This window comes from Streptomyces sp. NBC_01352 (assembly GCF_036237295.1).
Taxonomy (GTDB): Bacteria; Actinomycetota; Actinomycetes; order Streptomycetales; family Streptomycetaceae; genus Streptomyces; species Streptomyces plumbiresistens.
In genome coordinates, this window is record NZ_CP108354.1 from 7,402,416 (window position 1) to 7,416,837 (window position 14,422).

Here is a 14,422-nt window from a genome sequence, read left to right on the forward strand (position 1 = left end):
CAGGGGGCGCGTCTTGTGGTGGGCCGGGTGGGGTGCCGCTGAACGGGCGATGTGTCACAGGGAGCGGGCGGCCTCCAGCACCGGCGCGAGGGACGGGACGGTGATCTCGCAGCCGGCCTCGCGCAGACTCTGGTCGACGGTCGGGTTGCGGGCCAGGCCGATGAAGCGCAGTCCGACCTGCTGGGCGGCGGTGAGTTCGGCGACCGTGGAGCCGATCAGCACGCCCGTGGGAGCGGGTACGGCGGGGGAGCGCAGGGCGCGCAGCAGACAGTCGGGGTGCGGCATCAGCAGGCTGAGATTGTCGTTGCGGCCGTGGACGCCGGCCAGGGGGAGGCGGTACGGCTCCAGGTAGCGGTGCACCGCCTGTTCGCAGACGTCCGTGACCACCAGGACCCGACGGTCGGCGGCGTGCAGCGCACGCACCAGGGCGACGGAGTTGTGGGTCGTGGGCGCGTCCGGGACCGCCCGCAGCTCGATCTCGTCGAGGCGTCGGCGCAGGGCCGGTCCGAGGCGGTCGTGCGCGAAGGCGCGCAGCACGTCCAGAGGGTGGACGAAGACCTCCCGCCCGGGGCCGTCGGCGGTGGGCAAAGGGTGCCGTCCCGCCAGCGCGTCCTCGGGGTCGCGGTGCTCGGCGACGACGGAGAGCAGGTCGAGTGCGGCCTCGCGGGCGGTCTGCGCCGAGTACAGACGGGTGACGGGACCGTCGAAACCGAGCAGCACGGTCTCGGCCTCGCCGAGGACGTCGGACAACGGGCGCCGCGCGGGCGCCGCCCGCCCCGGCACGGGCAACGGCGTCCCCTCCGGAACCAGGTGCACGGAGAACGACACCGACAGTCCCGGCACCGGCCACGACGTCGTGCGCAGCCCCGAGTTCACCGACCGCTGGGCCGCGCCCGCCCGGCGCAGAGGGTGCCGCCGGGTGATCCGGCCGGCCGCGGTGAGCAGGTGCTCGAGCAGTACCCCGGAGACCCGCGGAACCTCGCCGTGCACGAACGCGACCGGATCCTCCACCCGCCAGAACAGCTCCACGGCCGCGGCAAAGGCGCCCTTGCCGGAGCTGGGCAGGGACACCTGGTGGAAGGCCTGCTGGGTGGTGAGGTCGACCTCGTAGTACGTCGTCGCCCGCGGCGGCCCGGAGCCGTGCGGACGGGCCGGGTTGAGGAGCGTGAGCGGCCCGTCGGGCTGGGTGTGGACGATGGCGGTGCGGCCGGGGGCGGGGATGCCGAGGCTGTGCAGGTCGTGGGTGATCAGCGGGCCGTGCACCAGGTCGCGGTCGTCGGTCCGGGGCTGCGACGGGGCGAGCGGGCAGTACCAGGCGACGGGCGGGGTGTCCGGCGCGGTGCTGCCGTACAGCGGCTGGAAGCGCTGGGTGCCGAGCGCCGCGGAGCTGGCCGCGAACTCCTCGTACAGGGCGGGCGGGACGACGACCAGGAGGTCGGAGGGGGTGCGGTCCTGGAGAGTGGCCAGCTCGGGCGGCAGGCCGGGCCGGTCCCAGAACGTCACCTTAAGACGCGGCGGGTCGGCCAGCCTCGCGAAGGCCTCGGGCAGTCCGCGCAGGACGGCCACGAGGAGGGGGAGCAGGTAGGCGTCGGGGTCGGCGAGCACGACATAGCCGTTGTCGCGGACGCGCACCTCGTGCTGGTGGGGGGCGAGGGTGCCGCGGGACAGGAACTCGTGCACCGCGTACTCGAGGGAGATGCGGGCCTCGGGCAGGCCGCTCAGGTCGTCGGCCTCGAAGAGGATCGCGGAGCGCGGGGCGACCGTGGTCCTGTCCAGTTCGGCGAGTTCGCGGGTGAGTTCGTCGCGGAGGGCGCGGAGGCGGGTGCGGGCGGCATGGGCGGCGGGGCCGGGGACGCCGTCGAGGGGGTCGCCGTAGAAGAGGTCGAGGGCCTGGCGGAGTTGGGTGCGTCGGAGGTCGGGGGGCTGGTCGGGGTCGCGGTGGCTGAGCTTTTCCAAGAGGTCCACGTCGATGTGGTGGTCCGCCGCGTGCAGCGCGTAGCCGCCGGAGAGGGCGACGAGGGCGCCGGGGGGGACGAGCGGCCGTACCTGCGCGGCCAGAGCGTCGATGATCCGCTCCGCCTCGGCCGGCGCGGGCGGATCGTCCCAGATGCCCTGCGCCAGTTCGGCGTAGGTCAGGCGTCGGCCGTGCCTGAGGAGCAGCATGCACAGCAGGGCCTGGGCGTCGCGTGAGGGCGGGGCGAGGACGGAGCCCTGGTGGCTGATCCGCGGCTCGCCGAGCAGGGTGAACCGGTTTGGCTCGGTGGGCTCGACGGTCGCGAGTTCCTCGGCCGCTCTGCGGGCGGGGTCGTCGAGGTAGCCATTGGCGATGCGGCGCACCAGACCCTGGTACTCCGGCGGCACCGTCCGAACCAGCCGGGCCGTCTGCTGGAGCATCTCGTCGAATTCGCGGTAGTCCGTGTCCGGGTGCTTGCCCAGGGACTCCTCACCGAGAGCGAACCGGCTGATCAGTACGGTACCGTCCGGCCGCAGCAGCAACCCCAGCAAGCCCCACTGCCCGCGCACCAGGCCGCGGGCGTGCAGGGCCACCAGCCCCGCCACGCCTTGACGGGCCAAGCGCGCGAACACCTCGAAGGACAGCTGGGGCCGGTCCCCCTCGGTCACCTCCCGCAGTGTCACCCCGTCCTCGAACTGGACGACCAGGTAGGGCTTTTCGCCGTCCACCCCGAAGTCCAGCACCCGCACCACGTACGGGCTGTCGACCTCGGCCAGCGCGGCAGCCTCCCTGAGGAACCGCTCCCGATGATGCTCCGCCTGCTGCGGATACAGGTGTACGACCACCCGCTCCCCGGTCCGCACATCAACGGCCTCCCACATCCGCTGACCCGGACCACGCGGCTCGCCGAGCCGGTAGCGCCCCCCGACCAGCCGCTCCGCCCCACCCCCGCCCAGCCGCCGTACCGTCTCCTCGCTCACCGTCGCGAACACCGACCCGGCGTCGCCGGACGCCCCGCCCGTCTCCGCCCGGAACTCTCCGGCCGCCAGCCCCGCCCGCTCGTCGATCAGCCCGCCGACCTGCGCCAGGAACTCCCGCGTCCGCCCCCGGGCCGTACGCGGCAAGGACCGCAGGAGCAACTCCCGTACACCCGGCCGGAATTCATACCTCCCCGTCGGCCCGGGGACGGCCTGGAGCATGCCGCTGAGGATCACCTCGGCCAGGTGCTGCGGGCGTGGATCGCGGTCCACCGTGCGCTGGACGAGGCGCATCACCGGCACGGAGGGGACGGCCAGTGCGAGGTGGCCGGCCAGGCGGAAGGCCTCCGGGGAGGCGGTGGCGCGGAAGCGCAGCACCAGGTCCTCCGGGCCCAACTCGGCTATGTCGGGGGCCGGTTCGGCAGGTGGGCGCGGAGCGTCCGGCAGCCAGGCCGCCGCTCCCGGCATCCGGCTGCCGCCCGGGTCGGCCAGCAGCGCGGCCCAGTTGGCGAGCCAGGGCGCGCCGGGCTCCAGTACGGGGAGGGGGACGGCCGTGGCGGGCGGCGGCGGGGCTTCCGGGTCGTACGGCAGGAAGGAGAGCGCGGCGGACGGGGCCGCCGAGGCCGGAGGTGTCAGCAGGCCCGGTTCGGCGGGCAGTGCCGTGCCGGCCCACAGGTGTTCGGGGAGCGGCTGGACGACCGCCACCGGCATCCGGGCCGCCCAATCGCGCAGCGTGCCGTACCAACGCGCGCCCGCCTCGCCCGGGCGCCACTGGGGGCCCATGCAGTCGCTGACGACCAGGGTGACCGTGCGGCCGTCGTCGAGGGCCGGGACCTGGCGGGCCCGGCCGTCGGGGCCGGCCGGGTGCAGGGTGACCGTGCGGAAGATGCCCGACTGGGCGAGGACGGTGTGCAGTTCGCGGACCAGGGGACGCCACACGGGCATGGTGGGGCCGGTGTCGTGCACGAGGTTGAGGCGCAGCCAGCGGTCGGGGGCGGGACGCAGTACGGGCACCCACACCTCGGGGTGTGCGCCCAGCCGGGCGATCCGGTCGGCCGTCGCCCGCTCGTCCAGGACGCGGGCGCGCGGCGACGGCACCTTGCGCTTGAGGGGACGCAGCGCCCGCTGCAGCGCGAGGGGGCGGTGCAGCATCGGGGGTGCGGGGGCGAGGAAGCGTGTGCCGCCGCCGTTCGGGCCGGGGACGCCGAGTGACGGGGTGGGCAGGAGCAGGGGGACCCGGCCGTCGTGGTGCGGGGCGGGTGCCTGGTCCGGCGGGCGTGGGCGGTCGGCCTCGGGGCGGGGCGGTACCGCGACCGAGGCGTCCGGCGCGGGGGACGCGGTCCGGGGCTCCCCGCCCCCGGACGCCGCCGCTTCCTCCGGACGCGCCAACTGTCCGGCCAGCCACAGCAGTTCGGCCAGCTCGCGCGGGGTCGGCCCGTCCGCCCCCGCCGCGGCCGCCAGGACCGCGGAGAGCCGGGCGACGGGCGAGGCGGAAGCGTCATCGGAGCCCGTACTCGAACCCGCCCGCTCAGAAGCCATCGCCGTCCGCCGCCGCGCTCAGGTACGGCATCAGCTGCTCGGCCAGCTCGTCGCGGGAGGCGGCGTCAAGACCGGCGACCCCGGTGAGGTAGATCGCGTTCAGGAGCTGGTCGGTGGCCAGCTCGCCGCTGCCCGCGCGCTCCAGGAAGCGGGTGATCAGGGGCTCGGCCTCGCCGTCCGGGCTGCCGAGATGGGCGCGGACGATGTCGGTGAGGCGGCTCCGGTCGGGGCGGCGCAGCTTGAGACGGACGCAGCGGCGCAGGAAGGCGGGCGGGAACTCGCGCTCGCCGTTGCTGGTCAGGACGACGAAGGGGAAGGCGCGGCAGCGGACCCGGCCGCGGGTGATCGCCACCGGACTGTCCGTGCCGTCGGCGAGGACCTCGGCGCGGCCGTCGTCGGCGGAGTGGCGGGCGGCGCGGACCAGTTCGGGGATCTCGTACTGGCCCTCTTCGAGGACGTTGAGCAGGTCGTTGGGCAGGTCGAGGTCGCTCTTGTCGATCTCGTCGACGAGCAGGGCGCGCGGGCGCCCGTAGGGGAGCAGGGCGGTGCCGAGGGGGCCGAGGCGGAGGTGGTCCTCCACGCCGCCCCGGCCACCGCGGTCGCTTCCCGGGCCGGGCCGGGAGGCGTACAGCCGGGACAGCGGGTCGTACTGGTAGAGGCCGTCGGCGAGGGTGCTGCGGCTGGTGATGTTCCAGCGCAGGACCGGTCCGAGACGCAGTTCGCGGGCGACGGCGTACGCCAGGGAGGACTTGCCGGTGCCGGGCGGCCCGGTGACCAGCAGCGGGCGGCGCAGACAGAGCGCGGCGTTGACGAGCTGGACGGTCTCCGGCGAGGCGACGTACGTCTTCGCGCGGTGCATGCGGTCCGGGGAGACGGCGGCCTCGTCCTCCCCCTCGGCGGGCGGCGGCAGCGCGGGACCGCCGTCGAAGGCCCGCCACGGGGGCGGGGCGGGCAGCTCGTCGATGCCGTCGTGCGGCTCGCTCTTGCCGGTGTAGACGGACCAGTGCGCCATGAGGTGGTCTCCGGGCTCCTTCTTACTGGGGTTCGTGCCGGGGTGGGGTCACGCCACAGGTGAGCGGACGTGCGCGGTGGTGTCGTGCGGGTCGGTGAAGCAGCGCGGGTCGTCCCACAGCAGCTGGATGTCGCGGGCCCAGTGGCCGTCCTCCGCGTCGGCCTCCTCGCGCAGGGCCAGGATGTGCCGGGGCAGTTCGGCCGGCGGCACGTGGGCGACGTGGGCGTCGAGTTCGTCGAGGAAGGACTTGCCGGTGCAGGGGGCGGTCGTGTCTGAGCAGTCCGTTTCCTGGTCGGCCCGGCCGGCGCCGCAGCCGCTGCGCGACCAGATGATCACCGGGGCCGGAGCGGTGAGCGAGGTGTCGAAGTGCGGGCGGGTGCGCGCGGCGGCCGGCGCGGTGGCGAAGCCGGCCAGACAGGCGTCGGGCTTGCGCAGCCGCAACCGGAGCCGGCCGGGTTCCTCGGGGCCGGAGCACTCGACGCGGTGCACCCGCGCGCCCGGGGAGGAGTCCAGGCGGTTCCAGGCGCGGGTCAGGACGTGCCGGGTGCTGGTCTTGCGGCGGGCGTGGTCGGTGACGACGAGCGGGTAGAGGCAGCCGAGCGGAGTGGCGTCGTCGGGGGCGCTCTCCCAGCGGTCCACCGGCCAGTCCAGCCAGTCCCGGGGCAGCGCGAACGCGATCAACTCGTCGGCACCCGGCGTGAGATGGCGGAACGCCGCCTCGATCCGGTCCTGCACGAAGGCGCGCAGGCGGTTCTGCGGAACCGTGTCCGAGTCGACCGGGTGGCGGTGCCCTCCGCTGTACGCGGACACCTCCACGCGCACCAGGTCGTCACCGGCGCCGCTGTGCGCCAGCTCGACGAGGATCGGCGACCAGTCGGGGGCCGCTTCCGGCTCGGCGGGCGCGGGCGCCCGGAACAGGGCGTGCAGCCGCGCCTCCAGGTGGTCGGCGAACCGGGCGACCGTGCCGGCGGCGCCGGGCCCGTCGAGTTCGCACAGCACGAACAGCGCCGCCGACCACAGCGAGTCGAAGCCCTCCTCGGGCGGCGGCGGGTCGAACCGGTCGGCGGCCGCGGTGTAGAGCCGTACCGGATCGCACTCCAAACCGGTGCGGACCGCCCGCTCCACCAGCGCGCGCAGCCGCGCCCGGTCGGCGCTCGCATGGTCCGAGGTGGGCACCAGGCCCTCCAGGTCGGGCCAGTACCGGACCATGACCTCGGTGGGCATCATCCGCCCGTTGCGCACACCCGGGGCGCCCTCCGCCGTGACCATGCCGACGACCTCGCCGGTGTCGACGAGCGTGACCGCCGAGCCACTGAACCCGGGGGCGAGCGGCTGGCCGCCCTGCTGCCAGGCCTCCAGCTGGATCCACTCCCGGTTGATCAGCTGCGGTGCGGTGATGCGGTATTCGGCGAGGGTGCCCTCGTCGAAGCCGACCGGGAACCCGTACACGACGAGCTTGCGGGGCGCCGTCACGCCGTGTGCCGTGTCGACGGGCGCCAGCGCGGCCGGCGCGATCGGCATGTCCCGCTCCAGCTCCAGGACCGCGAGGTCCCCCGGGTCGGTGTCACCGCCCGCCCAGCCGCCGTGGGCCACGACACGGGCCGGGACAGCGGGGGAGCCGGGACGTTCCGTGAACGTCACGGCCAGCCCCGCGTCCGCGCGCTTCACCACATGGGCGCAGGTCAGCACCTTGTTCGGGGACACGAGGAAGCCTGCTCCGGCCACCTCGCCCCCGCACTCGATCCGGGCGTGCCATTCGGCGCTGTTCATGACGACGGGCTGGGCTCCGGGACGGGCGCGGACAAGGACGAGGACGAGGACGAGGTCGAGGACACGTCGGTCTCCGGGGCCGCCCCCGGTGACCAGCTCAGCTTCACCACCAGGTGGCCCTCCGCCGTCCCCTTCGCGATGATCGCGCCGGTCTCGGCGGACAGCTTCACCCCGAACTCGATCTCGATTCCATCAGGCCGCAGGGAGCCGTCACGGAAGACGCGGAGCGCCGAGGAGGCGGCGGCGCGCACTCCTTCCAGGGCGCCCTCGAAGGTGCGGGCCGCCTGGACGGTGCCGTCCCCGCGGGACACCAGCCGGGAGCCGGACCGCTCCTCGAAGGCCTCGACCGACACCACGGCCCCGTCGGCGGTCTCGAACTCCACTAAGCGTTCCATGGTGCCCCCGTCGTCCCGTCACGCGTTCTCGCAGGTTCTTGCACTGCTCTCGCACGCTCTCGCACCGCTCTCGCAGCACTGAGCATCTCTATTGTTACGGACGGTACTTGAGGTTGTCGCGTGGCGCATGCCGGACCAGTCCGAGTTCGGCCAAGTCCTGTGGTCGGATCCGCAGTTGGTCCGCCGTCGCCTCGACCTCCTCGGCCGGCCGCTTCAGGATCGCCGCCGCCTGCTCGGGTGCGATCACCGAGAAGTAACTGTCCGGCGTGGCCCAGGTGTTGCCGGGTGCCGCCAGGGCCAGCGCGCCGCCCGAGCCGCCCTCGCCGATCAGCAGCGTGGTGACGGGGGTGCGGGCGGCGGCCACGGTGAGGAACAGGTCCGCGATCGCGGCGCCCGCGCCCTGACGTTCGGCCTCGGCGTCGTTGGCCGCGCCGGGGGTGTCCACCAGGGTGAGGACCGGGATGCCGAGGCGGTCCGCGAGGCGGAACAGGCGGGCGGCGGTGCGGTAGCCGGCGGGGCGGGTCGCCGTGCCGGTCTGGGCGGCGTAGGCGACCGTACGGCCCTCGTGCTCGCCGAAGCCGCACAGCATGCCGTCGGGGTCGGTGCCGCCGCAGCGGTCGCCGTTGATGGGGAGACGGTGCGTGAAGTATGCGTCCAAGTAGCGCTCGGCGCGCGGGCGTCGGGGAGCACGGGCGCGCCGCACCGCGTCCCCTCCCGTGGCCGGCAGATCGGTGGCGCCGAGGGGCGGCGGCACCGGCGCCTGCCGTGCCGGTGACGTCAGCAGCCGCAGCCACCGGCCCAGCGTCCCCCGCAGTTCCTCCGGTGGTACGACCGCGTCGGCCGCGCCGGCCGCCACCTGCGCCTCGGCCGTGTACGCCGCCGGGTCCGCGTCCGGCGGCCGGACCCGGGAACCCGCGAAGCCGACCTGAGCGCCGGGCAGGGCGAGGATCACGTCGGCGCCCGCGCCCAGCGTGGCCCAGCCGCCGCCGGTGGTCGGGTCCTGCAGGACCGCGATCTGCGGCAGCCCCGCCTCCCGGGTGAGCGCCGACTGCCGGGCCACGCGCTGGAGTTGGGTCAGCGCGAGCATGCCCTCCTGCATGCGGCTGCCGCCGGTGGCGATCAACGGCACGACCGGGAGCCGGTGTTCGCGGGCATGGGTGTACGCCGCCTCCAGCCGGTCCCCGGTGCGCTCGCCGAGCGAACCGCCCAGGAAGCCGAACTCGAACGCGATCAGCACCGCCCGCGTGCCCTCCACCCGCGCGGTGCCGCAGACCACGGACTCCTGCTCGCCGGTGCGTTCGGCGGCGCGGGCGCGCGAGGCGTCGTAGCCCTGCCAGCCGATCGGGCCGTCCGGCTTGGATTCCCTTGCCGGGTACGGGAGTTCGGTGAAGGTGGACTCGTCGGTGACCGCGGCGATCGTCTCGCGTGCGGTCGGGCGGTCAGTCACGGGTCAGCGCCCGCTTCATGATCTTCCCCATGTCGTTGCGGGGGAGGGAGGCCAGGTGGTGGACCACCCGGGGACGCTTGTGCGGGGCGAGACGGTTCGCCACGTGGTCCGCCAACTCGGCCACGGTGGGCGGCGATTCGGGATCGGCCGGGACGATCCACGCCACGATCCGCTCGCCCAGGTCGGCATCCGGCTCGCCGGTGACGGCGGCCTCCCGCACCCCCGGGTGTTCGAGGAGCGCGTTCTCGATCTCGCCCGCCCCGATCTTGTAACCCCCGCTCTTGATCAGGTCGGTGGCCTTGCGGCCGACGATGCGGACATAGCCGTCGGGGTCGCGCACCGCCATGTCCCCGGTGCGGAACCAGCCGTCGGCGGTGAAGGCGGCGGCCGTGGCGTCCGGCCGGTTGAGGTACTCGGTGAACAGGTTGGGCCCGCGCACCTGGATCTCGCCCACCGTCTCGCCGTCGTACGACGTGATCGCCGACCCGTCCTCCTCCACGAGCCGCAGCTCGACTCCCGGCAGCGGCACGCCGACCGTGCCCGCGCGCGGCTCGCCGTCCGCCCGCACGCTCGTGTTCATCAGCGTCTCGGTCATGCCGTACCGCTCGATCACCCGGCGGCCGGTCGCGGCCGCGATGCGCTCGTGGTCGTGCACCGGCAGGGCGGCCGAACCGGAGACGAGCAGCCGGGCGCGGCCCAGCGCCTTCGCCAGCTCCGGGTCGTCGGGCAGGGTCTGGGCGATCCGGTGGTACATCGTCGGCACGCCGAACAGCATGGTCGCGCCGGCGTTCAGCTCGCGGGCCACGCCCTCCGTGGTGAACCGGCCCAGGTGGCGGACCGAGCCACCGCGCCGCAGGGGGCCCAGGATGCCCAGGACCAGGCCGTGGACGTGGAACAGGGGCAGCCCGTGCACGAGCACGTCGTCGCCGGTCCACTGCCAGGCGTCGGCGAGGGCGTCCAGGGTGGCGGCGACGGCCCGGCGGGGGATGACGGCGCCCTTGGGCGGGCCGGTGGTGCCGGAGGTGTAGACGACGAGGGCGGGGTCGTCGTCCACGGAGGCCTCGCCGTGGCGGACGGGCCCGGTGGCCCGCACGTCGACGTCGACGCGGGTCAGGTCCCGCAGGGGAGGCGGGAGTTCGTCGCCGGGTGCGGCGAGGACCAGGGCAGGTGTGCTGTCGGCCAGGATGTGCCCGAGCTCCTTCTCCCCGGACTTCGGGTTCAGCGGCACGGCGGCGACTCCGGCTTCCAGCGCCGCCACCACCGCCACGGCCGTCTCCAGCGCTGAGGTCGCCCAGACGGCCACCCGGCCCGCCCCGCCGATCCGCGCCGCGAGGGCACCGGAGGCGGCGCCGAGCTCGCCGTACGTCAGGGACCGGTCGCCGAACCGGAGGGCGGGCCGGTCGGTCCGGCCGTCGGTCAGGCAGTCGGTCAGGCCGTCGGTCCGGCCCTCGGTCAGGTCCGGGAAGAGAGAGGACACGCGTCTTGCTCCTTAACTGTTCACTGTCACTGCCTGCTGCCGTCTGTCGGTCCTATCCCCAGCCCGGCACGACCATCACCAGCCACGCCACCGCGGGGACCACCGCCACCACGATCCCTCCGTAGATCATCAACTGCCGGAAGAAACGCTCGCGGTCGACGTCCGGCGCCGCGGCCAGCACCAGCGCGCCGTTCGTCGAGAACGGGCTCACGTCCACCACCGTCGCCGACACCGCCAGCGCCGCCACCATGCCGATCGCCCCGATCTCGCCCTGCGCGAGGAACGGCACGGCGAGCGGGATCAGCGCGCCCATGATCCCCACGGAGGAGGCGAAGGCCGACACGATCGCGCCGATGTAGCAGAGCAGTACGGCGGCCAGCAGCGGGACGCCGATGCCGCTGACGCCCTCGCCGGCCCAGGTGATGGTGCCCATCTCGTCCAGGACACCGACGTACGTCAGGACACCGCAGATCAGCAGCACCGTCGACCAGGCGATCTGTCCGACCGCCTTGCGGCTGTCGTCCGGCCAGGCGGTGCTCAGGAGGACGGCGAGGGTGATCGCGGTCAGACCGGCGTCGAGGTCGAAGGCGAGGACGGCGACGACGAGGGCGACCAGGGCGGTGAGGGTGGCGATCCGGGCGGGGTTGAGGCGGGTGGTGTCCAGGGTGTCCGGCTGGGTTTCGACGAGGGTGGCGGTGCCGGAAGGGCTGGTGCCGGTGCCGGTGCCGGTGCCGGTGCCGACGTCAGCTGTTGTACGGGCCCCCCCGCTGCCCTCCGGCAGGTCGCCCGCGCCGGAGCCGCCGTCCGGCGCGACCGCCCCCCGTGCCCACAGCTTCAGCCCGCCGAACAGGACGAACACGACCCCCGCGATGATCACGTTGGCGATGAGTGACGCGAGGAAGAGGGTGATCTCGTTGCCCGGGAGCTTCTCGCGCTCGACGATGCCGTTGACGATCGTGCCGTAGATGCTGATCGGCGAGAATCCGCCGCCCTGGGCACCGTGCACGACCATCGCACCCATCAGCAGCGGGCTGATCCCGTAGCGGGAGGCGAAGCTCAGCGCGATCGGCGCGACGATCGCGACCGCGGCCGGGCTGACCGCGCCGATCGCGGTGAGCGCGGCGGTGATGGCGAACATCACCCAGGGGATCAGCGCCACGCGCCCCCGGACGAGCCGGATGGACGCGTGCACCAGCCAGTCGGTCGTGCCGTTGGCCCGCGCGATGGCGAAGAGGTAGGTGACGCCGACGAGCACGACGAACAGGTCGCCGGGAAAACCGGCGAAGATGCCGTCCGCGTCGAGGTCGGCGACGAGCTCGCCGACCGCGAAGGCGGCGGCGAAGGCGAGCGCGCCCATGTTGACGGAACGGGTGGTGGCGATGACGAACACCACGACGAGGACGAGGATCGAGATGAGTTCGGGGGACATACGGGCTCCCGTCTTTGGGTCCCGGAGCGGTTGCGTGGGTACTTCGGGTGGGGCGAGGTGGTAGGGCGATCGAGTGGTCGAGTGGCTGAGCCACTTAGGTCGGTTGGCTGGTTAGCGTGGGCGCGCGGCGGAGCCTCGTCAAGGGGTCGCGCAGAAATTGGCTCAGCCACTCGGCCACCCAAAGGCCCGGTGTTACGCTCCCGACGAGAGGGGGAGTCCATGACCGAGCACGCGACCGACGCCCTGCGCCCCATGACGAAACAGCGCCTGTACGAGCAGGTGCTCGACCGGCTGCGCCAGTACGTCGCCGAGGGCGGCCTCAAGGCCGGCGACCGCCTCCCGCCCGAGCGTGACCTGGCCCAGCGGCTGGGTGTCAGCCGGGCCTCGGTCAAGCAGGCGATCGTGGTCCTGGAGGTCCAGGGCCTGGTGGAGGCACGGCACGGCGGCGGAACGTACCTGGTCCGCGACAGCCTGGACGTCGAACCCGTCGAGAGGATGGTCGAGCGCCGCAGGCGCCTCCCGGACGTCCTGGACGCCCGCGAGGCTCTGGAGACGAAGCTCGCCGAACTGGCCGCCGAGCGCCGCACGGAGGACGACCTCGCGGCGATGCGGGCGGCACTCGCCCACATGGCCGAGGAGATCGAGGCGGGCGGTCACGGCATCGAGGGCGACCGGCTCTTCCACGCGGCGGTCACCGCGGCCGCCCACAGCAGCCTCCTCGCCGAGTTCATGCGCTCCATCGCCGACCAGATCGCCGAGAGCCGCACCGAGTCCCTGCGCCAGCCCCACCGACCGCACCGCTCCCTGACCCAGCATCAGGCGATCCTCGACGCCATCGCCGCCGGACAGCCGAAGCAGGCGGCCACCGCGATGCGCCGCCATGTGCGTACGGTCGCGAAGGTCCGCCTGCTCGACTGGGAACCGGACGAGGAACGTTAGGCTGCCGTCTCCACCATGTCCGCCACCACACAGCTCACGTTGTGCTGCCCACCGGCCGTGTTCGCCTCGGCGACCAGGGTGCGTACGGCCTCGTCCGGGGCCGGGGCGGCGCCGAGGCGGGTGCGGATGCGGTCGTCGGGAACGACGGTGGACAGGCCGGCCGTCGGAGCACAGGAGTTGACTTGCTCCTCGGGCTGAAGCCCGAGGATTCTGGCCTCTCGTCCGTTGCTGTGCTGCTACGCGGCACAGGTTTCGGGCGGGGATCCATGGCTTCCTGTTTCTTCGCGCTGTGCCGGGACGAGTCCTGGTCTTACCGGCGCTCCGCAGGCTGTCACCGCCAGTCCGGCGGCCGTTTGCACGTTCTTCGCGGCGTTGTGGTCCCGGTCATGGACCGCACCGCAGGCGGCACAGGTCCAGGTCCGGACGTGCAGGGGCTTGGGGCTGTCCTTGGCCCCGCACTCCGAGCAGACCTGGCTGGTCGGTGTGAACCGGCCGATCTTCACGAGGGTCCGGCCGTACCTGACCGCTTTGTACTCCAGCATGTGCACGAACTGCGCCCAGCCCGCATCGTGAACACTCTTGGCCAGCCTGGTGCGTGCGAGTCCTTTGACCGCCAAGTCTTCCACACCGATCGCTTGGTTGTCGCGGATCAGCTTGGTGGAGAGCTGGTGGTGGAACTCACGGCGGGCGTCGGCCACTTGTGCGTGGGCACGCGCGACCTTGAGGCGGGCCTTCTCGCGGTTCTTGGATCCCTTCTCTTTACGGGACAGCTCGCGTTGGGCTCGCTTGAGTTTCTTCTCGGCGCGGCGCAGGAACCGCGGGGAGTCGATCTTCGTACCGTCGGAGAGGACGGCGAAGTGGGTCAGGCCCAGGTCGATGCCGACCCTCTGGTCGGTGCCGGGCATCCGGGCGGCGTCAGCGGCCGGGTCGGTGTCGATGACGAAGGAGGCGAAGTACCTCCCGGCCGCGTCCTTGATCACAGTGACCGAGGAAGGCCATGCGGGCAGAGTGCGTGACCACTTCACCTTCACCGCGCCGATCTTGGGAAGGTTCAGCCGCCCACTGCCGGTGATCGACCAGCGGGCATTGGCCGTGAACCGGATCGACTGCCGCTTGTCCTTGCGGGACTTGAACCGGGGCGCACCGGTCTTCGGACCCTTTCGGGCCCCTTTGCAGGAGGCGAAGAAGTTCTTGTAGGCGGCCTCCACGTCGCGCAGGGACTGCTGGAGCACGACGGAGGAGACCTCGCCCAGCCAGGATCGTGCAGCGGTCTGTTTCGCCTCGGTGATCAGCTTCTTGGACAGCTCGCCGGCCGCCGGGAATGCCTGGCCCGCTTGGCGGGCGTCCTCTCTGGCTCGTACCGCGTCGTTGAAGACGACGCGGGCGCACCCGAACGCCTTGGCCAGTGCGGTGCGTTGGCCTAAGTTCGGGTACAGGCGGAAGCTGTACCGAAGTTGCATGACGGCCACGCTACCTATGCGGG

General features: G+C 73.3%; 9 protein-coding genes. 1 reads left to right on the forward strand and 8 read right to left on the reverse strand.

Translation table 11 applies throughout. From position 1 onward, the window contains the following. Positions 1-54: 54 nt before the first annotated feature. The 7 genes from OG252_RS34355 to OG252_RS34385 form a co-directional block, all read right to left on the reverse strand. A complete protein-coding gene (locus OG252_RS34355; RefSeq protein ID WP_329341029.1) occupies positions 55-4,470 on the reverse strand; it encodes an SAV_2336 N-terminal domain-related protein in 4,416 nt (1,471 codons plus the stop codon). After that, a complete protein-coding gene (locus OG252_RS34360) occupies positions 4,460-5,482 on the reverse strand; it encodes an AAA family ATPase (RefSeq protein WP_329341031.1) in 1,023 nt (340 codons plus the stop codon). The genes OG252_RS34355 and OG252_RS34360 overlap by 11 nt, the downstream gene beginning before the upstream one ends. A gap of 48 nt (positions 5,483-5,530) precedes the next feature. After that, the gene (locus OG252_RS34365) at positions 5,531-7,252 is read right to left on the reverse strand and encodes a VMAP-C domain-containing protein (RefSeq protein ID WP_329341033.1); all 1,722 of its coding nucleotides are present in this window, start codon (positions 7,250-7,252) and stop codon (positions 5,531-5,533) included. Beyond that, entirely contained in the window at positions 7,249-7,647 is a 399-nt protein-coding gene (locus OG252_RS34370) for a CU044_2847 family protein (RefSeq protein WP_329341036.1), read from the reverse strand. The genes OG252_RS34365 and OG252_RS34370 overlap by 4 nt, the downstream gene beginning before the upstream one ends. Positions 7,648-7,741: 94 nt before the next feature. After that, positions 7,742-9,094 carry a carboxyl transferase domain-containing protein gene (locus OG252_RS34375; protein ID WP_329341038.1) on the reverse strand — a complete coding sequence of 451 codons (1,353 nt, stop codon included), beginning with the start codon at positions 9,092-9,094 and terminating at the stop codon, positions 7,742-7,744. Next, complete coding sequence (locus OG252_RS34380) at positions 9,087-10,571, reverse strand: acyl-CoA synthetase (protein WP_443068445.1); 1,485 nt, start codon at positions 10,569-10,571, stop codon at positions 9,087-9,089. The genes OG252_RS34375 and OG252_RS34380 overlap by 8 nt, the downstream gene beginning before the upstream one ends. Positions 10,572-10,623: 52 nt before the next feature. Beyond that, positions 10,624-12,000 carry an SLC13 family permease gene (locus OG252_RS34385; RefSeq protein WP_329341040.1) on the reverse strand — a complete coding sequence of 459 codons (1,377 nt, stop codon included), beginning with the start codon at positions 11,998-12,000 and terminating at the stop codon, positions 10,624-10,626. 219 nt (positions 12,001-12,219) lie between these two features. On the opposite strand from OG252_RS34385, the gene OG252_RS34390 reads away from it, so the two are divergent. Further along, entirely contained in the window at positions 12,220-12,939 is a 720-nt protein-coding gene (locus OG252_RS34390) for a FadR/GntR family transcriptional regulator (protein ID WP_329341042.1), read from the forward strand. Between the two features lie 236 nt (positions 12,940-13,175). Here the strand turns inward: OG252_RS34390 and OG252_RS34395 are convergent, their stop codons facing one another. Then, positions 13,176-14,399 (reverse strand): RNA-guided endonuclease InsQ/TnpB family protein, encoded by a 1,224-nt coding sequence (locus OG252_RS34395; RefSeq protein WP_329341044.1) that lies wholly within the window; start codon positions 14,397-14,399, stop codon positions 13,176-13,178. Between the last annotated feature and the right edge of the window lie 23 nt (positions 14,400-14,422).